Origin of the sequence: Streptomyces sp. NPDC059696 (assembly GCF_042733745.1) — a bacterium.
In the GTDB taxonomy this organism is placed as follows: Bacteria; Actinomycetota; Actinomycetes; order Streptomycetales; family Streptomycetaceae; genus Streptomyces.
On the sequence record NZ_JBHWFG010000002.1, the window covers coordinates 209007 to 230061 of the forward strand.

14 protein-coding genes are annotated in these 21055 nt (G+C 72.4%); 8 read left to right on the forward strand and 6 right to left on the reverse strand.

What is annotated here, in order from left to right:
- Window positions 1-22: 22 nt before the first annotated feature.
- Both ACFV20_RS02865 and ACFV20_RS02870 read right to left on the reverse strand, forming a co-directional pair.
- Entirely contained in the window at window positions 23-2290 is a 2268-nt protein-coding gene (locus tag ACFV20_RS02865; protein WP_385651646.1) for a lipopolysaccharide biosynthesis protein, read from the reverse strand.
- A complete protein-coding gene (locus ACFV20_RS02870; RefSeq protein ID WP_385651648.1) occupies window positions 2283-3542 on the reverse strand; it encodes a DegT/DnrJ/EryC1/StrS family aminotransferase in 1260 nt (419 codons plus the stop codon). The genes ACFV20_RS02865 and ACFV20_RS02870 overlap by 8 nt, the downstream gene beginning before the upstream one ends.
- A 310-nt stretch (window positions 3543-3852) precedes the next feature.
- Between ACFV20_RS02870 and fahA the strand changes: the two genes are divergently transcribed.
- From fahA to ACFV20_RS02910, 8 genes are all read left to right on the forward strand, one after another.
- Window positions 3853-5064 carry a fumarylacetoacetase gene (gene fahA, locus ACFV20_RS02875; protein WP_385651650.1) on the forward strand — a complete coding sequence of 404 codons (1212 nt, stop codon included), beginning with the start codon at window positions 3853-3855 and terminating at the stop codon, window positions 5062-5064.
- A 217-nt stretch (window positions 5065-5281) separates the two neighbouring features.
- Window positions 5282-6220, forward strand: a complete 939-nt coding sequence (locus ACFV20_RS02880) for a M56 family metallopeptidase (RefSeq protein ID WP_385651974.1) — start codon at window positions 5282-5284, stop codon at window positions 6218-6220.
- Between the two features lie 140 nt (window positions 6221-6360).
- Window positions 6361-7149 (forward strand): GntR family transcriptional regulator, encoded by a 789-nt coding sequence (locus ACFV20_RS02885; protein WP_385651652.1) that lies wholly within the window; start codon window positions 6361-6363, stop codon window positions 7147-7149.
- Between the two features lie 33 nt (window positions 7150-7182).
- On the forward strand, window positions 7183-7410 hold the full coding sequence (locus ACFV20_RS02890) for a ferredoxin family protein (protein ID WP_003992261.1): 228 nt from the start codon (window positions 7183-7185) through the stop codon (window positions 7408-7410).
- Window positions 7411-7425: 15 nt separating this feature from the next.
- Window positions 7426-8769, forward strand: coding sequence for an ABC transporter substrate-binding protein (locus tag ACFV20_RS02895; protein ID WP_385651653.1), 1344 nt, complete (start codon window positions 7426-7428; stop codon window positions 8767-8769).
- A complete protein-coding gene (locus ACFV20_RS02900) occupies window positions 8766-9644 on the forward strand; it encodes an ABC transporter permease (RefSeq protein WP_385651655.1) in 879 nt (292 codons plus the stop codon). Before ACFV20_RS02895 ends, ACFV20_RS02900 begins: the two co-directional genes overlap by 4 nt.
- Window positions 9628-10473, forward strand: a complete 846-nt coding sequence (locus ACFV20_RS02905) for an ABC transporter ATP-binding protein (RefSeq protein WP_385651658.1) — start codon at window positions 9628-9630, stop codon at window positions 10471-10473. Before ACFV20_RS02900 ends, ACFV20_RS02905 begins: the two co-directional genes overlap by 17 nt.
- An 83-nt stretch (window positions 10474-10556) precedes the next feature.
- A complete protein-coding gene (locus ACFV20_RS02910) occupies window positions 10557-13373 on the forward strand; it encodes a fumarate reductase/succinate dehydrogenase flavoprotein subunit (RefSeq protein WP_385651660.1) in 2817 nt (938 codons plus the stop codon).
- Window positions 13374-13417: 44 nt separating this feature from the next.
- On the opposite strand, the gene recQ is transcribed toward ACFV20_RS02910, so the two are convergent.
- The 4 genes from recQ to nuoL form a co-directional block, all read right to left on the reverse strand.
- Window positions 13418-15577, reverse strand: a complete 2160-nt coding sequence (gene recQ / locus ACFV20_RS02915) for a DNA helicase RecQ (protein WP_385651976.1) — start codon at window positions 15575-15577, stop codon at window positions 13418-13420.
- A gap of 277 nt (window positions 15578-15854) precedes the next feature.
- Window positions 15855-17504: an NADH-quinone oxidoreductase subunit NuoN gene (nuoN, locus tag ACFV20_RS02920; protein WP_385651663.1), complete on the reverse strand. Its 1650-nt coding sequence runs from the start codon at window positions 17502-17504 to the stop codon at window positions 15855-15857.
- The gene (locus ACFV20_RS02925) at window positions 17501-19072 is read right to left on the reverse strand and encodes an NADH-quinone oxidoreductase subunit M (RefSeq protein ID WP_385651665.1); all 1572 of its coding nucleotides are present in this window, start codon (window positions 19070-19072) and stop codon (window positions 17501-17503) included. The genes nuoN and ACFV20_RS02925 overlap by 4 nt, the downstream gene beginning before the upstream one ends.
- A gap of 5 nt (window positions 19073-19077) precedes the next feature.
- Window positions 19078-21042 carry an NADH-quinone oxidoreductase subunit L gene (gene nuoL, locus ACFV20_RS02930; protein ID WP_385651666.1) on the reverse strand — a complete coding sequence of 655 codons (1965 nt, stop codon included), beginning with the start codon at window positions 21040-21042 and terminating at the stop codon, window positions 19078-19080.
- Between the last annotated feature and the right edge of the window lie 13 nt (window positions 21043-21055).

The window sequence follows — 21055 nt, forward strand, 5'->3', positions numbered from 1 at the left end:
TCGGTCTCGGCTTCGGGTGTGATCAGTGGCGGGGCCGGTCGTCCGGTGATCCGCCGGCCGTTCGGTGGGGCATCGGTTCTGTCGGGGCTGGAGTGCGGGAGCGCCACCACGTCGACGCGGCGCGGTGCAGCGGCAGGAGCAGCAGGAGGGCGACGAGCAGGGGCGGCGCGAGGGGCGCGAGCGCGTCACGCCACACCCAGCCGCCGACCGCGACGAGATACAGGACCCCCCAGCGCCCCGGCCACGTCAGACGGCCGCCCGCGCTCGCGAGCAGCAGCCCCAGTGGGACGAGGCACAGCACTTGGCAGACCGGCGGGGCCCAGCGGAGCAACGGCTCGGGCCCCCCGAACCCCACCGCGTCCGCCAGGAAGCCGGCCGTCTTCTCGTACAACGCCCCGTCCACCGGCCGCGGTTCCCGTCCGAGGGCGATCGGGGAGGCGTACAGGGCGCACAGGACGGCGCCCAGTGCCGTGCCGGGCAACCACGCGTCGCGCCGGGTGCTCAGGGTGACGGCGGCGACGAACACCACGAGCAGCAGGCCGCCCGCCATGAGGGACGGCAGGGGCAGGCCCGACAGCAGCTGACGTCCGCTCAGGGCCGCTTCGGAGGGCCGGTCGAGCCACGGCAGGTCCCGCAGCGGAGCGCAGAAGAACACGACGCCGACACCGAGCAGGCTCCACAGGGCGCCCCTCAGCCGGCGCTCCCACGGCTGCGGGTCCGCTTCCCCCGGCTCGTGGCGCGATGGCTCCCCGGTCGGTCCCTCGGACCGCACGATCAGCGCCAGGGTGTCGGCCTGCAGCGCCTCGCGCTCGTAGCCGGGGCGCCCGATGAACAGCGTGACGGTGTCCTGGTCGCCCTCCCTGGGCTGGTAGGCGGCCCGGCGGGCCCAGGTCGTGCCGTATCCGGCGGTGGCGTTGAGTTTCGCCCAGCGGGTGCCGTAGGCGGTGTCGGCGGGTGCGCGGGCGGCGGGGGTGGTCTCGCCGGGGCGCAGGGCCGCGCGCAGCCCGGCCATGGAGACCACGGCGATCAGCGTCATGCTCAGCAGCACCGCCCAGCCTGCGCCGGCGATGCCCGACGGTGTGAACAGCACGGCCGCGCTGCCCAGGACCAGGGCGCACATGGCGCCTTGGAGCGCGGCTAGCACTCCGGTGCGCCCCTGCACGCGCAGTACGCCGATGTACAGCTCCACCACGACCCGCGGCAGGGCGCCGAGGGCGAGCAGCCGCAGCACGGTCGAGCCGTGCTCGGCGTAGTCGGGGCTGAAGGGTGTGAGGATCTGCGGGGCGAAGACGACCAGCACCGCCACGACCGGGACCAGCAGCAGCGTCATGCGCCGCAGGGCGCCCCGGACGCCGTCGGCGAGTTGGCGCGGGTCGTGCGAGGCGTGCGCGGTGAGCGACGAGGCCATGTTGATGGCCATGAACTCCATCGTGCCGCCGACGGTGTAGGCCACGTAGAAGTAGCCGTTCTCGGCGGCGCTGAAGCGGACCGCGACCATCACCGGCAGCAGGTTGATCATCGCCAGGCTGAACAGGGCGCCCAGCGAGTCCCCGGCGAGGAAGCGGCCCATGTCCCGGATCCTCGGGGGTTCCTTGTCGCGGTCGGCCTCCGCTTGGCGCGGGATGAGCCGGCGGAAGATCAGCCAGCCCAGCGGCAGCGTGGAGAAGGCGATCGCCACCGCCCAGGAGACGAAGATGCCGAGCACGGGCAGCGCGCCGGCGAAGACGCCCAGCAGGGCCAGCTTCCCGACCGAGAAGACGGCGTTCCCGGCGGGCACCCACTCCGCCTTGCGCAGGCCGGTGAGCACCCCGTCCTGGAGGGTGAGCAGCGCCCAGGCCACACAGGCGGCGACGAACACCGCCCCCGCCATCGGTGTGCCCAGGGGGGCGTAGGAGGCTCCCCACGCGTCGAGCGTGAGCAGGAAGACGGCGGCGGCGAGCGCCACGACCAGCGAACTGGCCACGTACGTGCCCCACACCAGCCGGCCGGTCTCCCGGCCCGCGCGCGGGACGAAGCGGACGACGGCGCCGATCATCGTCGTCGCCGTGATGCTGGCGAGCAGCCGCATCGCGGCGATCGCGGCCGAGCCCTGACCGACGGCCTCCTCCGTGTAGTAGCGGGCGGCCACCAGCCAGAACCCCAGGCCCAGTACGGCGGAGACGCCGGTGCTGAGCATGAGGAAGTAGGCGTTCTTGAACAGCGAGTCGTGGGTGTGGTCGCCGTCGGCAGGCTTCGGCCCGTCGCCGTCGGTGCGCGCGGCGGCGGGCTCGTGCACCTGAATCTCAGCCACGGGACCGTCCCGGCCCTCCCGGTGCCGGGCTGGTCCCGGGCAGCTCTCCCGGCGCCGGGACGGGCCGCGCCCCGGAGCGCTCCAGCACCTCGACGACCGTCCGCGCCCGCAGCGGGTCCACGGGCAGGGCGTGCCGCGCGAACCAGCGCGCCGCCTCGGGGGCCGGCGAGGGATCGGTGAACTCCGCACCGGCGTAGTCGTCCAGCGGCGGGTCGTAGAGGTAGCCGACGACGAGGCCCTGCCGCGCCAGTGCCGCGATCGCCGCGTCCCGGTCGGCCACGAACAGCGGGACGCGGAACAGCGGCTGCGTGCCGTGGCCCTCGCGCGGCTTGGCCCAGGGCGTGGACAGCAGCAGCTCCGTGCCCGCCCGGTGGGCGTCCAGCACCTCGTCCAGCCGGTCGAGCTTGTGCCCGATGCGGCGCAGTCGCAGCCGGCCGGACTCCAGCCGGTAGTCGTGCATGTCGACGCGCACCCACGGGTGGTGGGCGTCGAGCCCGGGCGTCCGGTGTGCGGCGAGGGCGAGTTCGTCGGGGCGCAGCGGCATGCGGATCTCCTCGCGGTCCGCCAGCCCGAGCAGCCGCACCGCCGCCCAGGCGGCACGCCGCAGTCGCAGCCCGCGCACCGCCGCCTCCGCGTACGGGCGGACCAGGAAGGCGAGTTCGGCGCTCGTCCGGCGCGGTGCGAGCAGTCCCTCGCAGGTCTTGCGGACCGGCTCCGTCAGGCCGGGGTCGGCGAGCGACAGCATGCCTCCGGCCTTGGCCCCGACGTGCTTGGACAGGCTGAACACGGAGGCCTCGCCCCACGCCCCGACCGGCCGGTCCCCGGCCCGGCTGCCGATCGCGTGCGCTCCGTCCTCGAACAGTGGGATGCCCAGGGCGTCGCACTTCTGTCTCAGGCGCGGCGCCGGGTCCGGGTTCCCGTACAGGTTCGTCGTGAGCACGGCCGACACCGAGCCCCACACCTCGTCCGGCACGGCATCCATGTCGATGGACGCGTCGAGCGGGTTCAACGGCGCCTGCACCGGGCGCAGTCCGGCCGCGAGCACGACGAAGAAGATCACGTCGTCGTTGACCGGCGACATCAGGACCCGTCCGCCGGGCGGGCACCAGTGGCGCAGCGCCACGTACAGCCCGAAACGGCACGACGGTACGTACACACATTCCCGGCCGAGCCGGGTGCTCATGGTCTCTTCCAGCCGCTTCGGCTGTGCACCACGCCGCACCGAACCCGGACCGGCCTCCCCTATGGCCATCCGCCCCCCAGATGTGCCGTGGGAAAGCCCCCTCCCCGAGGCCTTCCGGCACCCGCCCAGAGTCGCCCCGTTCGCACCGCTCCGTCAAGATTGCGTCGCGTCCTGTGGATAACTTCCGGCACGTACGAATGCGGCGTCCCGTCCGGCGCGCCGGAGTCGCCCCGGCCGGTCCCACCCGGGCCCACCTGCCCCGTTCGCCCCTGTCCGTCTCCTCGGACTCTGCCCAGGACGGGTGTGTCACCCGTAACGTGTGGCACGACCACGAACACGTGGCGACGACATGGCACACCCGAAAGCGAGGCAGCACCCGATGCCCCCCTTCGATGTCCCCGAGGGTGACCCCTTCGGCCCGCACAACCTGCCGTACGGCGTGTTCTCCCTGCCCGGCTCGTCCCACCGGACCGTGGGCGTCCGGCTCGGGGACCACGTGCTGGACGCGGGCGCGGCGGCCCACGCGCTCGGCTCGCCCTACGCCTCCCTGCTCGCGCAGCCCACCCTCAACCCGCTGCTGGCGGCCGGCCGCACGGCCTGGTCCGACGTGCGCCGGGCGCTGACGGCCTGGGTGACCGTGCCGTCCCACCGGGAGACCGTCGCACCGCTGCTGCACCCGCTGTCGTCGGTGACCCTGCACCTGCCGTTCGAGGTCGCGGACTACGTGGACTTCTACGCCTCGGAGAACCACGCCCGCAACGTCGGGCAGATCTTCCGCCCCGACGCGGAGGACTCCCTCACCCCCAACTGGAAGCACCTGCCCATCGGCTACCACGGCCGCTCCGGCACGGTCGTCGTCTCCGGCACCGAGGTCCCGCGGCCGTCCGGGCAGCGCAAGGCCCCCTCGGACGCCGCCCCGGTCTTCGGCCCGTCCGTGCGCCTGGACATCGAGGCCGAGGTCGGCTTCGTCGTCGGCGTGCCCTCCCGGATGGGCGCGCCGGTGGCCCTCGGGGACTTCCGCGAGCACGTGTTCGGGCTGTGTCTCCTCAACGACTGGTCCGCGCGCGACATCCAGGCCTGGGAGTACGTGCCCCTCGGCCCGTTCCTCGGCAAGTCCTTCGCCACGTCGGTCTCGGCGTGGATCACCCCGCTGGACGCCCTGGAGGAGGCCCTCGTGGCGCCCCCGGCACGGACGCACGAGCTGCTGCCGTACCTGGACGACAGCGACGAGGAGCCCGGCGGCTACGACCTGCGGATCAGCGTCGCCGTCAACGGTCACGTGATCTCCGAGCCGCCGTTCTCCACCATGTACTGGACGGCCGCCCAGCAGCTGGCCCACATGACCGTCAACGGCGCCTCCCTGCGCACCGGCGACCTGTACGGCTCCGGCACGGTCAGCGGCCCCACGGAGCGGGAGCGCGGGTCGCTGCTGGAGCTGACCTGGAACGGCCGCGATCCGCTCGAACTGCCGGACGGCAAGCGGACGTTCCTGGAGGACGGCGACGAGGTGACCCTCTCGGCCTGGGCCCCGGGGCCCGACGGTGTGCGGGTGGGGCTCGGCGAGGTGACGGGGCGGGTGGTCCAGGGCTGACGCGACCCGGCCGGGAGCAGGCCGACGGCCGTCGCTCCCGCTTCCCGGGTTGCCGCCAGGCCCCTGACGCACACCGCCCGGCCCGTCATACTGGGCGCGGGGCGGTGTGCCCGCACGTCCGCCACGCTCGTCGTGGCCGCCAGTGCGCACGGCGGCCGCCCTCCCCCGCACGACCCGTAGCCGCCCCTCATGTGACGAGGAACCGGAGCCCGTGGCCATGACCGTCTGCCTGCTCCTGCTGAGTGTCGTCGCCGTGACGGCCGCCGTCCCCGTTCCCCGTGCGCTGACCCGGGCGTCCTGGCCCGAGCGGGAACCGGTGGTCGCGCTGTGGGTGTGGCAGTGCCTGGTGGCCACCGTCCTGCTGGCGTGCGTGACGGCACTGGCCCTGGGCGCCGCCGCTGTCTTCGGCACGGTCCGCGCGCAGCTCTTCGCCCCGGCACCGGCCGCGGTGACCGCCGCGTACGACCTGTCCGCCGCCCCGCCGTGGGCCGCCGCCCTCACCCTGCTGCTGGCCTGCGGCGCCGCCTGGACGACCGCGATGCTCGCGCGGGAACTGGTCGAGGCCCGCCGGCGCCGGGCCCAGGCCCGGGCCCATCTGCGCGAGCGCGCTCCCGACCTGCCGGCCGGTCTGCCCGCGGCGCGCGGCCCGCTGCTGGTCCTGGAGGACGAGTACCCGGACGCCTGGTGGATGCCCGGCCATCCGCCCCAGCTGATCGTCACCACCGGCGCCCTGCACCGCCTCACCGGCCACCAGCTCGACGCGGTCCTCACCCATGAGCGGGGCCACGCCCGGGCCCGCCACGACTGGCTGCTGCACCTGTCCACCGCCCTGGCCACCGGCTTCCCCCGGGTCCCGCTGTTCACCCACTTCTGCGACCAGACCCACCGCCTGGTCGAACTGGCCGCCGACGACACGGCCTCCCGCCGCTGCGGCCACCTGACCACCGCCCTGGCCCTGATCGAGCTCAACCAGCACCGCGGCGTGCTGTCCTGTGCCTCCAGCCACCGCCTGCTGGGCGAGCGGGTCGACCGGCTGCTGGAACCGCCGCCCCGGCTGGGACGCCGACACCGGGCCCTGACCACCACGACGGCCGCGCTCGTACCGCTGCTGCCCCTGCTGATCGTCTTCGCCCCGGGCCTGACGGCGCTGTCGTAGCCGGGCGGGCCCGTGCCGGGGTGGCAGATCTCCTCGCGGGCCGGCCGACATCGCAGCTCAACCGTCGATCCGGTCACACTCCCGGTGGCGCAACATTCCCGCAACACCACTTTTCCTATCGGATAGGTATGGTCCGATCCATGCCCAGTGACCGCATCCGAGACCACGCCGGACAGGGAGCCGCGACCACCGTCGCCGCCCACCGCGCGCGGCGACGGCTGCGCGCCGACCGGGCACGGCAGCTGGCCGACCTGCTCCGGCGGCTGCTGCTGACCGGCGCCTTCCCCGAAGGGGTCCTCCCCCTCGAGTCGGCTCTCGCCGCCGAGTACGGCGCCAGCCGCAACACGGTCCGCGAGGCGCTCGACCTGCTGCGGGCCGAGGGCCTCGTGGAACGTCAGCCCGGTGTCGGCACGGTGGTCGTGGCCCACAAGTACCCCCATGGCCTCGATCGCCTGATGGGCCTCGCGGAGACCCTCCGCGAGCACGGCCGCGTCACCAACGAGGTCCGCACCATGGGCCCTACCCCGGCACCCGCGCCCGTCGCCGACCGCCTCCGGCTCGCGCCCGGCACCGACGTCCTCTACATCGAACGCCTGCGCAGGCTCGGCGGACTGCCCCTGTCCCTCGACCTCACCTACATCCCCCTCGACATCGGCACCGAACTGCTCGGCGCCGACCTGGAGAACACCGACGTCTTCCGCCTCCTGGAAGCCGTCACCGGCCGGCGCCTCGGCCATGCCGAGATCACCCTGGAAGCGGTCAGCGCGGACAGCCACTCGGCCTCCGTGCTCGAGGCGCCGCGCGGTGCCGCCGTCCTCATGCTGGAACGCCTCACCCACCTCGCGGACGGCCGCCCGGTCGACCTGGAGTTCATCCGCTTCCGCGGCGACCGCATCACCATGAGCGGCCTGCTGCACCGGAACCGATAGCCAACCCGCTCGCGCACATCCCTGGAGACAGCCATGCCCTTGGCGCCCCAGCGGGCCGACGTGCCCGTGACCATCGACGAGTCGAAGTGCATCGACGGCTGCACACTCTGCGTGGACATGTGCCCGCTGGACTCCCTCGCCATCGACGAGCGCAACGGCAAGGCCTACATGCATGTCGACGAGTGCTGGTACTGCGGCCCGTGCGCGGCCCGCTGCCCCACCGGAGCCGTCACGGTCAACATGCCCTATCTGCTCCGGTGAGAGGCCCGAACCATCATGAAACGCACAGTCGTCGCGATGTCCGCCGTCGTCCTCCTGCTGCCGCTGAGCGCCTGCGGCGGTGACGCGGAGGCGGGCGGCTCCACGGTCACCGTCACCGTCGGCTACCAGTCCCGGACGATCAACACCGTCACCGCGGGCACCCTGCTCCGCTCCCTCGGCTCCTTCGAGAAGCAGCTGAACTCCCTGCACGACGGCGTCCACTACGAGGTGAACTGGCAGGACTACGCCACCGGCGCCCCCATCACCGCCCAGATGACCGCGGGAAAGATCGACATCGGCTCGATGGGCGACTTCCCGCTCCTCATCAACGCGGCCCGCGGCAAGCAGCTCAACAACCCCACCCGGCTGGTGTCGGTCACCGGCTACAACCTCCGGGGCGGCCTCAACACCATCGTCACCGCACCCGGCTCCGAGCTGACCTCCCTGAAGGACCTGAAGGGCAAGAAGGTCTCCACGAGCGTCGGCTCCGCCGCCGACGGCACCCTCGTCCGGGCACTCCAGCGCGCGGGCATCGATCCGGACAGCGGCATCGAGAAGCTCAACCAGCAGCCCTCCGTCGGCGCCTCCGCCCTCACCGCGGGCAGCACGGACGCCCTGTCCCAGTTCGTCGCCTGGCCGGGCCTGCTCGCCTTCCAGGGCAAGGCGAAGGCGCTCTACGACGGGGCCCGGCTGAACCTGCCCACCTTCCACGGCGTCACCGCCCGCGAGGACTTCGCGAAGCAGCGCCCCGCCGTGCTGGAGGCGTTCCTGAAGGCCCAGGCGGAGGCGACCGACTACCTGAACGACCACCCGGTGGACGCCGCCGAGAAGGTCGCGAAGGCGACGGGCCTGCCCGCCGAGGTCGTCTACCTCTACAACGGCGCTCACGGCATCGCCACGTTCGACCCGGCCATCAAGCCCCAGCTCGTCTCCGCGCTCAAGAAGGACGTGTCGGTCCTCAAGTCGGCGAAGCTCACCGGTGACGTGGACGTCGACTCCTTCGTCGACGACCAGTACGTGAAGAAGGCCCTCGGAGCGGCGGCGTACTCCCGGCATCTGGCCACGAAGCCCGCACCGGCCACGAGCGAGGCCTGGCCCGAAGGCGCCTCGAAGACCGTCACGTTCGACTCCCCCTCCCAACTGCTGCGTTACCTCGCCGGACACCGCGACGACCTGCGCGCCGCCTACGTCCCCGACACCACCACCGGCACCCTCTGGTTCGCCGACAAGGCCGTGTGGGTGGCCGACGGCGACCATCTGCTGCCCTTCGTCGCCCCCGACACCGCGCGGGCGTACGTCGCCGGGCACGGCGGAGCGCGGGTCGTCCCGTACGCCGACGCCCTGGAGCGGGCGTCGTGAAGCGGTACGCGCTCCGTGTGGCGTCCCTGGCCGCCGCCCTCGGCCTGTGGCAGGCGCTGACCAGTCTGGACGTCGACCTGTGGCTGCGCTTCTCGCAGTTCCCGACGGTCACCGACGTGGCCCGGGCGTTCGCCGCCCGGGTGTCCGGACCGGACTACTGGACGGACCTCACCGACAGCCTCACCCGGATCCTCACCGGTTTCCTGCTGGCCGCCGTCCTCGGCGTGGCCACGGGCGTGCTCGTGGCGCGCTCGCGTCTCGCCGAGGACCTGCTCGGCCCGGTCCTGGAGGTGATCCGCCCGATCCCGGCCATCGCCCTGGTGCCCGTCGCGATCCTGCTGTTCCCCTCCAACGAGCAGGGCATCGTCTTCATCACCTGCACCGCCGCCTTCTTCCCGGTCCTGGTCTCCACCCGGCACGCGGTGCGCGCCCTGACCCCCGTGTGGGAGGAGGCCGTGCGCACCATGGGCGGCGGCCGGTGGCGGATCCTCGGCTCGGTCGTCCTGCCGGGCGCGCTGCCCGGTGTGTTCGGCGGGCTGTCCGTCGGCATCGGCGTCTCGTGGATCTGTGTGATCTCCGCCGAGATGATCTCCGGCCAGTACGGCGTCGGTTACCGCACCTGGCAGGACTACACCGTCGTCGACTACCCCGGTGTGTTCGTCGGCATGGTCACCATCGGCGTGCTCGGCTGGCTCACCTCCACCGCGGTGGAGCTCCTGGGCCGCCGCCTCACCCGCTGGCTGCCCCGCACGGCGTCCGTGCCCGGGGCCCGGACGCCCCGGCCCGCCCGGCCCTCGACGCCGGCACCGGCCGCCCCCGCCACGGTCACCGGCGGGGCCCGATCCGAGGAGGCACGCGATGAGCACCTCGTCTGAGACCGTTCCCAACAGCCCGCCCGTGACTGCCCCGACCCGTTCCCCGAAGGCCGTCCGGGGAACCACACCCGGAACCGCCGCCCCGGGCTCGCCCGTCCGCGGTACCCGGCTCACCCTCACCGGCGCCTGTCTCGGCCGCCCCGGCGCGACCGCCCTGGACAAGGTCGACCTGGACGTCGCCCCCGGCGAGATCCTCACCGTCGTCGGCCCCTCCGGCTGCGGCAAGTCGACCCTGCTGCGCACCCTGGCCGGCCTGCTGCCACCGCTCGCGGGCGGGATCACCCAGGACGGGCAGCCGCTGACCGGCCCCTCGGTGGACCGGGCCCTGGTCTTCCAGGAGGACGCCCTGCTCCCCTGGCGCACCCTGCGGGCCAACGTCGAACTGCCCCTCGCCATCCGCGGCGTGCCCCGCTCCGGGCGCCGGGAGCAGGCCGAGTCCTGGCTGGAAAGGGTCGGGCTCGGCGCGCAGGCACGGCAGTTGCCGCACCGGGTCTCCGGCGGGCAGCGCCAGCGTGTCCAGCTGGCCCGGGCCCTGGCCGGACGTCCGCGGGCCGTCCTGATGGACGAGCCGTTCGGCGCGCTCGACGCACAGACCCGCGCGGGGATGCAGGACCTGCTGGTGGAGGTGCTCCAGGGCACCGGCGCCACCGTCGTCTTCGTCACCCACGACGTGGACGAGGCCCTGTTCCTCGGCGACCGGGTGGCCCTGCTCGGCGCGGGCGGCCTCGTCGGCGTCCGGGACATCCCCCGCCCGCGCGAGCGCGGCGCACACGACGACCCGGCGCGCGTGTCCCTGCGACGCGACGTCCTCACCTCGCTCGGTACGTGAGCCCGGCTCCGCATGTCAGCCCGGCCGCGCGCACGAGCCCCGCTCGGTACACGAATCTCGCTCGGTACGTGAAAGGCACCCCGGTGACCACCTCCGTGAATCCCCCTGCGGACACCCCCCTGGCCGTCCCGTCCCTCGCCGACGCCGAGGAACTGGCCTGCGACGTCCTCGTCATCGGCGGCGGCACCGCCGGCACCATGGCCGCCCTGACCGCCGCCGAGCACGGCGCGAACGTCCTGTTGCTGGAGAAGGCGCACGTCCGCCACTCCGGCGCGCTCGCCATGGGCATGGACGGCGTCAACAACGCGGTCATCCCGGGCCGGGCCGAACCCGACGACTACGTCGCCGAGATCACCCGCGCCAACGACGGCATCGTCGACCAGTCCACCGTCCGCCAGACCGCCACCCGCGGCTTCGGCATGGTGCAGCGCCTGGAGTCCTACGGCGTGAAGTTCGAGAAGGACGAGTACGGCGACTACGCCGTCCGCCAAGTGCACCGCTCCGGCTCCTACGTGCTGCCGATGCCGGAGGGCAAGGACGTCAAGAAGGTCCTGTACCGGCAGCTGCGGCGGCGCGAGATGCGGGAGCGGATCCGCATCGAGAACCGGGTCATGCCGGTGCGGGTCCTCACGGCGGACGGGCGAGCTGTGGGAGCGGCGGGTTTCAACACCCGTACGGGGCAGTTCGTCCAGGTCCGCGCGGGCGCGGTGATCCTCGCGACCGGCGCCTGCGGCCGTCTCGGCCTGCCCGCCTCCGGCTACCTCTACGGCACCTACGAGAACCCCACCAACGCCGGCGACGGCTACGCCATGGCCTACCACGCGGGCGCCGAGCTCACCGGCATCGAGTGCTTCCAGATCAACCCGCTGATCAAGGACTACAACGGCCCGGCCTGCGCCTACGTCGCCAACCCCTTCGGCGGCTACCAGGTCAACCGGCACGGCGAGCGCTTCGTCGACTCCGACTACTGGTCGGGCCAGATGATGGCCGAGTTCGCCGCCGAGGTGGCGTCCGACCGGGGCCCCGTCTACCTGAAGCTGAGCCACCTCCCCGAGGAGTCGGTGTCGGCCCTGGAGACGATCCTGCACTCCACCGAGCGCCCGACCCGCGGCACCTTCCACTCCGGCCGCGGACACGACTACCGCACCCACGACATCGAGATGCACATCTCCGAGATCGGCCTGTGCGGCGGCCACTCCGCCTCCGGTGTCCGCGTCGACGAGCACGCCCGCACCACCGTGCCCCGCCTGTACGCGGCCGGCGACCTGGCCTGCGTGCCGCACAACTACATGATCGGCGCGTTCGTCTTCGGCGACCTCGCGGGAGCGGACGCCTCCCAGTACTCCGCGTACGAGGGGGAGTTGCCGGGCGACCAGCTGCGCGAGGCGCACGAGCTGATCTACCGCCCGCTGCGCAACCCCGACGGCCCGCCGCAGCCCCAGGTCGAGTACAAGCTGCGCCGCTTCGTGAACGACTACGTGGCCCCGCCCAAGTCCGGGGCCAGGCTGTCGCTGGCCCTGGAGGCGTTCCAGCGGATGCACACCGACATCGCCGAGATGGGTGCCCGCACCGCGCACGAGCTGATGCGCTGCGCCGAGGTCACTTTCATCCGGGACTGCGCGGAGATGGCCGCGCGCTCCTCCCTGGCCCGCACGGAGTCCCGCTGGGGCCTCTACCACGACCGCCTCGACCATCCCCGGCGGGACGACGCGTCCTGGTTCCACCATCTCGATCTGCACAAGTCCCCCTCTGGTGCGATGGAGTTCACGGCACGTCCCGTGGCTCCCTATCTCGTCCCCGTCGACGGCTTCGACCCCGTCGGCGGCCCCCCTCGTGCCCTCGGCGAGGTGCATGCCGAGGAGGTGGCCACGGCCGGCTCGCGGGACGTGGCACCGGTCGCCTCCGCCGCGGGAGCCCCACTGCCGGAGCCTGCTCCGGCAGCGCACGCCCCGGTCACCGCGGCATCCGGTGAGCAGTCCTCCACCCGCCTTCTCGAACTCGTCGCCCTCGCCGAGGAGGAGCCCGAACTCGACGCCCTGCGGCCGTATCTGACCGACCCGGTGGCCGCCGTCCGCCGCGAGGCCGTCGCCGTGCTCACCGAGACCCTGCCGCCCGGGACGGGCACCGCGCTGGCCGCCGCCCTGCGCGACACCGCCGCGGAGGTGCGGGCCGCCGCGGCCGCTTCCCTGCGTGAGCTCGTCGAGACGCTCCCGGCCGAGCCCGACCTGCGCGACGGCCTCGCCGCCGCCCTGGCCGAGCCGGATCCCGTGGTCCGCGCCGCGGCCCTGGACGTCCTGCGCGCCCTGCGCCTCGGGGACGCCGCCCTGTTCGCGGCCGCCCTCGCCGACGCCGACATCGCCGTGCGCATCGAGGCCGTCCGCGCCCTGGTGTCGGTCGACGCCGCCGGCGAACTGGCCGGTGCGGCCCTCTCCGACCCCTCCCGCGAGGTCCGGGTCGCCATCGCCAAGGGCCTCGCGACGGTGGGTGCCGAGCAGTCGGCGAGTGACGCCCCGGCCGACACCGGTCCCGCCACCGATGCCATCGAAGCGGCCCTCACCGGCCTCCTCGACGACCCCGACGCCCTGGTGCGGGCAGCGGCCTACGGAGCACTGGGCACCACCGGCTGCCCGGCGCCCCTCACCTCACGCGCGGTGGCGGCCCTGTCCGAGCCGGCCTGGCAGGTGCGGGCCGGAGCCGCCACCGCCCTGTCCGTCGCCGACCCCGCTGTGGCCGTCCCCGCGCTCGCCAAGGCCCTGGCGGATGCCAACGCCGACGTCCGCAAGGCCGCCGTCCTGGCACTGACCCGGCACCGCGGCACCGAGGAGGCCCGGGCGGCCCTCGCCACGGCGACGACGGACTCCGACGCGGATGTCAGGGCGTACGCGGGGCGGGCACTGTGACCGGCACGGCTTCCGGATCCGTCTGACCCGGCCGGGGCCCGGCCCTATATCCAGTCGTCGGGCTCCGGCTCCTCGTCCATCTCCGGCCAGTGATGCGGATCGCCCGCGTCATGGCCGGGGGTGTCGGCCGGTCCCTGGCCGGACGCCGTGGGGGCCGAGGACGAGTCGCCCGCCGGGGCGGGGCCCGACGGCCCGCCCAGCGACGCGAGCACCTCCAGCACGCCCTCCCCGTAGGTGGCGAGCTTCTTCTCGCCCACTCCGCTGATCCCGCCGAGCTCGCGCACCGACGTCGGCCACACCGTGGCGATCTCCCGCAGTGTGGCGTCGTGGAAGATCACATACGCCGGGACGCCCTGCTCACGGGCCTGCTCGGCGCGCCAGGCGCGCAGCGCCTCGAACGCCGGCAGCAGTTCCTCGGGCAGTTCGGCGGCGACGGCCTTGGCCTTGCGCTCGCCCCGCCCGGAGCCCGTGGACGAGGACCCCGACCGCGAGGACACCGGCTTCTTCGGCTCCTTGCGCAGCGGCACCTCCCGCTCCCGACGCAGCACCGCCCCGCTGGCCTCGGTCAGCACCAGCGTGCCGTACTCGCCCTCCACCGCGAGCAGCCCCTGGGCGAGCAACTGCCGGATGACGCCCCGCCATTCGCCCTCGGTGAGCTCCTGGCCGATGCCGAACACGGACAGCTGGTCGTGGTCGAACTGGATGACCTTGGCGGTCCGCTTCCCCAGCAGGATGTCGATGATCTGCACCGCGCCGAACTTCTGCCCGCGCTCGCGCTGCAGCCGGACGACCGTCGACAGCGCCTTCTGCGCCGCGACGGTGCCGTCCCACGTCTCCGGCGGGGTCAGGCAGGTGTCGCAGTTGCCGCAGCCGGACGGGTCCGGGTCCTGGCCGAAGTAGGCCAGGAGCTGGCCCCGGCGGCACTGGGCCGTCTCGCACAGCGCCAGCATCGAGTCCAGGTGGGCCTGGGCCCGGCGCCGGAAGGCCTCGTCGCCCTCGCCGGACTGGATCAGCTTGCGCTGCTGTATGACGTCGTTCAGCCCGTAGGCCATCCAGGCGGTCGACGGCAGCCCGTCGCGGCCGGCCCGCCCGGTCTCCTGGTAGTAACCCTCGACCGACTTGGGCAGGTCGAGGTGGGCGACGAAGCGGACGTCCGGCTTGTCGATGCCCATGCCGAAGGCGATGGTCGCCACCACGACCAGGCCGTCCTCGCGCAGGAAACGGGACTGGTGGGCCGCGCGCGTGCCCGCGTCCAGGCCCGCGTGGTACGGCACGGCCTCCACGCCGTTGCGGCTGAGGAACTCGGCGGTCTTCTCCACCGAATTGCGCGACAGGCAGTAGACGATGCCCGCGTCGCCCGCGTGCTCCTCGCGCAGGAAGCTCAGCAGCTGCTTCTTGGGGTCGGCCTTCGGCACGATCCGGTACTGGATGTTGGGCCGGTCGAAGCTCGCCACGAAATGGCGGGCCGTCGGCATGTTCAGCCGCTGGGTGATCTCCTGGTGGGTGGCGCGCGTGGCCGTCGCCGTGAGCGCGACCCGCGGCACGTCCGGCCAGCGCTCGCCGAGCAGCGACAGCGCGAGGTAGTCGGGCCGGAAGTCGTGGCCCCACTGGGAGACGCAGTGCGCCTCGTCGATCGCGAAGAGGGAGATCTTGCCGCGGGAGAGCAGGTCGAGCGTGCTCTCCAGCCGCAGTCGCTCCGGGGCCAGGTACAGCAGGTCCAGCTCGCCGGCGAGGAACTCGGCCTCGACCATCCGCCGCTCGTCGAAGTCCTGCGTGGAGTTCATGAACCCGGCCCGTACGCCGAGCGCCCGCAGCGCGTCCACCTGGTCCTGCATCAAGGCGATGAGAGGCGAGACGACCACGCCCGTACCGGGCCTGACCAGGGACGGGATCTGGTAGCACAGCGACTTGCCGCCGCCGGTCGGCATGAGGACGACGGCGTCACCGCCCGCCACCACGTGCTCGATGACGGCTTCCTGCTCGCCGCGGAAGGCGTCGTAGCCGAAGACCCGGTGCAGCGCGGCCAGGGCTTCGCTGACGTCGGCGCCGAGGGGCCCACCGGGGCCGCTTGCCGGGTCGACGCCGACGCCGACGCCGACACCGGCACCGGTCACGCCGGGCCCGGCCGCCCCGGTCCCGGTCGCCCCGGTCCCGGTCACCGCGTCCTGTTCCGTCATCACACCTGTCCCGCCCGTCGCGCCCATCGTTGCGTCCCCCGTGCGTCGCGCCTCGGCCACTGCCTCGGCCACTGCGTCCACCATAGGCGCCCGTACCGACAGCCCCGGAGTTATCCACAGGTCCCACCGCCCGAGGGGGATCACCCTCCTACAGGGGTTCGACCGAGGCCCGGCCGCCGACCGCAGTGCTACGCCGACGGCGAGACCCTGGACGACCTGCCGCCCGAGGCGTTCGCCACCGTCCGGAACGCCGAGGGACCCGGCTCCCGAAGGAGACCGGGTCCCACGCACGGGTACGCGGACGTCAGCGGACGAAGACGCCCGCCTGCCCCGCCAGATCCAGGAAGTACTGCGGCGCCACACCGAGCACCACCGTGACCGCCACGCCCACCCCGATCGCCGTCATCGTCAGCGGAGAGGGCACGGCCACCGTCGGGCCCTCCGGCCGCGGCTCGCTGAAGAACATCAGCACGATGACGCGGATGTAGAAGAACGCGGCGATCGCCGACGAGATCACACCGATCACGACGAGCGGTGCCGCCCCGCCCTCCGCCGCCGCCTTGAACACGGCGAACTTCCCGGCGAAACCGGACGTCAGCGGAATGCCGGCGAAGGCCAGCAGGAACACCGCGAACACCGCCGCCACCAGCGGGGACCTGCGCCCGAGCCCGGCCCACTTGGACAGGTGCGTCGCCTCACCGCCCGCGTCACGGACGAGGGTGACCACCGCGAAGGCGCCGATCGTCACGAACGAGTAGGCCGCCAGGTAGAACAGCACCGACGAGACCCCGTCGGGTGTGGTCGCGATGACGCCCGCGAGGATGAACCCGGCGTGCGCGATCGACGAGTACGCCAGCAACCGCTTGATGTCGGTCTGTGTGATGGCGACGATCGCACCACCCAGCATTGTGACGATGGCCACGGCCCACATCACCGGCCGCCAGTCCCAGCGCAGGCCCGGCAGCACGACGTACAGCAGCCGCAGCAGCGCACCGAACGCCGCCACCTTCGTCGCAGCCGCCATGAAGCCGGTCACCGGCGTCGGAGCGCCCTGGTACACGTCCGGGGTCCACATGTGGAACGGCACCGCGCCCACCTTGAACAGCAGCCCCATCACCAGCAGCGCGGCGCCGATCAGCAGCAGCGTGTCGTTGCCCATGGTGTCGGCGAGCGCCGGGTTGACGTCCTGCACGGTGCCGTCGACGACCTGCGCGATCGTGGCGTACGACATCGAGCCCGCGTAGCCGTACAGCATGGCGATGCCGAACAGGGTGAACGCGGAGGCGAAGGCGCCCAGCAGGAAGTACTTGACGGCCGCCTCCTGCGACATGAGCCGCTTGCGGCGGGCCAGCGCGCACAGCAGGTACAGCGGCAGGGAGAGGACCTCCAGCGCCACGAACAGCGTCAGCAGGTCGTTGGCCGCCGGGAAGATCAGCATGCCGGCGACGGCGAACATCAGCAGCGGGAACACCTCGGTGGTGGTGAACCCGGCCTTGACCGCGGCCCTCTCGCTCTCGCTGCCCGGCACGGACGCGGCCTGGGCGGCGAAGGAGTCGACGCGGCTGCCGTGCGCCTCCGGGTCGAGGCGCCGCTCGGCGAAGGTGAACAGGCCCACCAGCGCCGCGAGCAGGATCGTGCCCTGCAGGAACAGGGCGGGCCCGTCGACGGCGATCGCGCCCATCGCCGCGATGTGCGCCTTGGTCGTGCCGTACCCGTCGGCCGCGAGCGCCACGACCGCGGCGAAGGCGGCGGCGAGGGCGACGACGGACACGAACATCTGGGCGTGGTAGCGGGACTTCCGCGGGACGAACGCCTCGATCAGGATCCCGGCGAGTGCCGCGCCGACGATGATCAGAGTGGGGGCGAGCTGCCCGTATTCGATCTTCGGCGCGTCGATCTTGGCGATCGGATCGGCCGCGTTTGTCCACAGGCTGTGGACGGCTGTTGCGCTCACTTGGCCGCCTCCACCTCGGGCTGGGGGTCCTTCTTCTGGACGTCGGACATGGTCTGCTTGACCGCCGGATCGATGATCTGCGTGACGGGCTTCGGGTAGACGCCCAGGAAGATCAGCAGGACGACCAGCGGGGCGACGACCACGAGCTCACGGACCCGGAGGTCCGGCATCGCGGAGACCGCCGGTTTCACCGGGCCCGTCATCGTCCGCTGGTAGAGGACGAGGGTGTACAGCGCGGCGAGGACGATGCCGAAGGTGGCGATGATGCCGATCACCGGGTAGCGCGTGAAGGTGCCGACCAGGACCAGGAACTCGCTGACGAACGGCGCCAGCCCCGGCAGCGACAGCGTCGCGAGGCTGCCGATCAGGAACGTGCCGGCGAGCACCGGGGCGACCTTCTGCACACCGCCGTAGTCGGCGATGAGCCGCGAGCCGCGCCGCGAGATCAGGAAGCCCGCGACCAGCATCAGCGCGGCCGTCGAGATGCCGTGGTTGATCATGTAGAGCGTCGCCCCGGACTGGCCCTGGCTGGTCATCGCGAAGATGCCCATGATGATGAAGCCGAAGTGGGAGATCGACGCGTACGCCACCAGCCGCTTGATGTCCCGCTGGCCGACGGCGAGCAGCGCCCCGTAGATGATGCTGATCAGGGCGAGGACGAGGATCGCGGGCGTCGCCCACTTGCTGGCCTCCGGGAACAGCTGGAGGCAGAAGCGGAGCATCGCGAAGGTGCCGACCTTGTCGACGACCGCCGTGATCAGCACCGCGACCGGAGCCGTCGACTCCTGCATGGCGTTGGGCAGCCAGGTGTGCAGCGGCCACAGCGGCGCCTTCACCGCGAAGGCGAAGAAGAAGCCGAGGAACAGCCAGCGTTCGGTGTTGGTCGCCATGTCGAGCGTGCCGCCCGCGCGGGCCTCGGCGATCTCTTGGAGCGAGAAGTTCCCGGCGACCACGTAGAGGCCGATCACCGCGGCCAGCATGATGAGACCGCCGACCAGGTTGTAGAGGAGGAACTTCACGGCCGCGTACGACCGTTGGGTTGCCGCCGCCTTCTCGCCGTGCTCGTGGGCACGGTCCCCGAAGCCGCCGATGAGGAAGTACATCGGGATCAGCATGGCTTCGAAGAAGATGTAGAAGAGGAAGACGTCGGTGGCCTCGAACGAGAGGATCACCATCGCCTCGACGGCGAGGATCAGGGCGAAGAAGCCCTGCGTCGGCCGCCACCGGCTGCTGCCGGTCTCCAGGGGGTCGGCGTCGTGCCAGCCCGCCAGGATGATGAAGGGGATCAGCAGCGCCGTGAGCGCGATGAGCGCCACGGCGATGCCGTCCACGCCCAGCTCGTAGCGGACGCCGAAGTCGGCGATCCAGGCGTGCGACTCGGTGAGCTGGTAGCGGTCGCCGTCCGGGTCGAAGCGGACCAGGACGACGATCGCCAGGACGAGCGTGGCGAGGGAGAAGAGCAGCGCCAGCCACTTGGCGGCGGTGCGCTTCGCGGCCGGTACGGCGGCGGTGGCGATCGCCCCGACGGCCGGGAGCGCCGCTGTCGCTGTCAGCAGAGGAAAGGACATCGGTATCAGACCGCCCTCATCAGCAGGGTCGCGGCGACGATGACCGCGGCGCCGCCGAACATCGAGACCGCGTAGGAGCGGGCGAAGCCGTTCTGCAGCCTGCGCATCCGCCCGGAGAGACCGCCGACCGAGGCCGCCGTGCCGTTGACGACGCCGTCGACCAGGGTGTGGTCGACGTAGACCAGGGACCGCGTGAGGTGCTCGCCGCCGCGGACCAGGACGACGTGGTTGAAGTCGTCCTGGTACAGGTCGCGCCGGGCCGCCCGGGTGAGCAGCGAGCCGCGGGGGGCGACGGCCGGGACCGGGCGGCGGCCGTACTGGGCCCAGGCGAGGGCGACGCCGATGATCATGCAGGCGACCGTCGCGGCGGTCACCACGCCCGCGCTGATCGGCGGGTGGCCGTGACTGTGCCCGGTGACGGGCTCCAGCCAGTGCAGGAACCGGTCGCCGATGCTGAAGAACGCGCCTCCGGCCACCGATCCGACGGCCAGCACGATCATCGGGATCGTCATGATCTTGGGCGACTCGTGCGGGTGCGGCGGGGTGTACGCGCCGCGCGTCTCGGCGGCGGGCTCCACGTCGGGCTGGGCAGGCGACGGCGTCGGGGCGTTGCGCCAGCGCTCCTCGCCGAAGAACGTCATCAGCATCACGCGCGTCATGTAGAACGCGGTGATGGCCGCGCCGAGCAGGGCGCAGGCGCCGAGGATCCAGCCCTCGGTGCCGCCCTTGGCGAACGCCGCCTCGATGATCTTGTCCTTGGAGAAGAAGCCGGACAGGCCTGGGAAGCCGATGATGGCGAGGTAGCCGAGGCCGAAGGTGATGAAGGTGACCGGCATGTACTTCCGCAGTCCGCCGTAGCGGCGCATGTCGACCTCGTCGTTCATGCCGTGCATGACCGAGCCGGCGCCGAGGAACAGCCCGGCCTTGAAGAAGCCGTGCGTCACCAGGTGCATGATCGCGAAGACGTAGCCGATGGGGCCGAGTCCGGCGGCGAGGATCATGTAGCCGATCTGCGACATGGTCGAACCGGCCAGGGCCTTCTTGATGTCGTCCTTCGCGCAACCGACGATCGCACCGAACAGCAGCGTGACCGCACCGACGATGGTGACGACCAGTTGCGCGTCCGGGGCGCCGTTGAAGACGGCCGCGGAGCGGACGATCAGGTAGACGCCCGCCGTGACCATCGTCGCCGCGTGGATGAGGGCCGAGACGGGGGTCGGGCCCTCCATCGCGTCGCCGAGCCAGGACTGCAGCGGCACCTGGGCGGACTTGCCGCAGGCGGCGAGCAGCAGCATCAGCGCGATCGCGGTGAGCTTGCCCTCCCCGGCCTCACCGGCGAGTCCCGGCTCGGACAGGCTGCCGAGCACCGGACCGAAGGCGAAGGTGCCGAACCACAGGAACATCAGCATGATGGCGATGGACAGGCCCATGTCGCCGACGCGGTTGACCAGGAAGGCCTTCTTCGCGGCCGTGGCGGCGCTGGGCTTGTGCTGCCAGAAGCCGATCAGCAGGTAGGAGGCGAGACCGACGCCCTCCCAGCCGACGTACAGCAGCAGGTAGTTGTCGGCGAGGACGAGGATCAGCATCGCCGCGAGGAACAGGTTCAGATAGCCGAAGAAGCGGCGGCGCCGCTCGTCGTGCTCCATGTACCCGACGGAGTACAGGTGGATCAGTGATCCGACGCCCGTGATCAGCAGCACGAACGTCATGGACAGCTGGTCGAGCTGGAAGGCGACGTCCGCCTGGAAGCCCTCGACCGGGATCCAGCTGTACAGGTGCTGGCTCAGGACGCGGTGCTCGGCGTCCTGGCTCAGCATGTCGGTGAACAGCACCAGACCGATCACGAACGAGACGGCCGCGAGCAGGGTGCCGAGCCAGTGGCCGACGGCGTCCAGCCGCCGGCCGCCGCACAGCAGGACCGCCGCTCCGAGCAGGGGCGCCGCCACCAGCAGCGCAATGAGGTTCTCCACGATTCTTCCGACC

Coding starts and splice junctions, on each gene's coding strand:
- ACFV20_RS02870 (WP_385651648.1), bottom strand. CDS start 3,542: ATGGCCATAGGGGAGGCCGGTCCGGGTTCGGTGCGGCGTGGTGCACAG.
- fahA (WP_385651650.1), top strand. CDS start 3,853: ATGCCCCCCTTCGATGTCCCCGAGGGTGACCCCTTCGGCCCGCACAAC.
- ACFV20_RS02880 (WP_385651974.1), top strand. CDS start 5,282: ATGACCGTCTGCCTGCTCCTGCTGAGTGTCGTCGCCGTGACGGCCGCC.
- ACFV20_RS02885 (WP_385651652.1), top strand. CDS start 6,361: ATGCCCAGTGACCGCATCCGAGACCACGCCGGACAGGGAGCCGCGACC.
- ACFV20_RS02890 (WP_003992261.1), top strand. CDS start 7,183: ATGCCCTTGGCGCCCCAGCGGGCCGACGTGCCCGTGACCATCGACGAG.
- ACFV20_RS02895 (WP_385651653.1), top strand. CDS start 7,426: ATGAAACGCACAGTCGTCGCGATGTCCGCCGTCGTCCTCCTGCTGCCG.
- ACFV20_RS02905 (WP_385651658.1), top strand. CDS start 9,628: ATGAGCACCTCGTCTGAGACCGTTCCCAACAGCCCGCCCGTGACTGCC.
- recQ (WP_385651976.1), bottom strand. CDS start 15,577: ATGGGCGCGACGGGCGGGACAGGTGTGATGACGGAACAGGACGCGGTG.
- ACFV20_RS02925 (WP_385651665.1), bottom strand. CDS start 19,072: ATGTCCTTTCCTCTGCTGACAGCGACAGCGGCGCTCCCGGCCGTCGGG.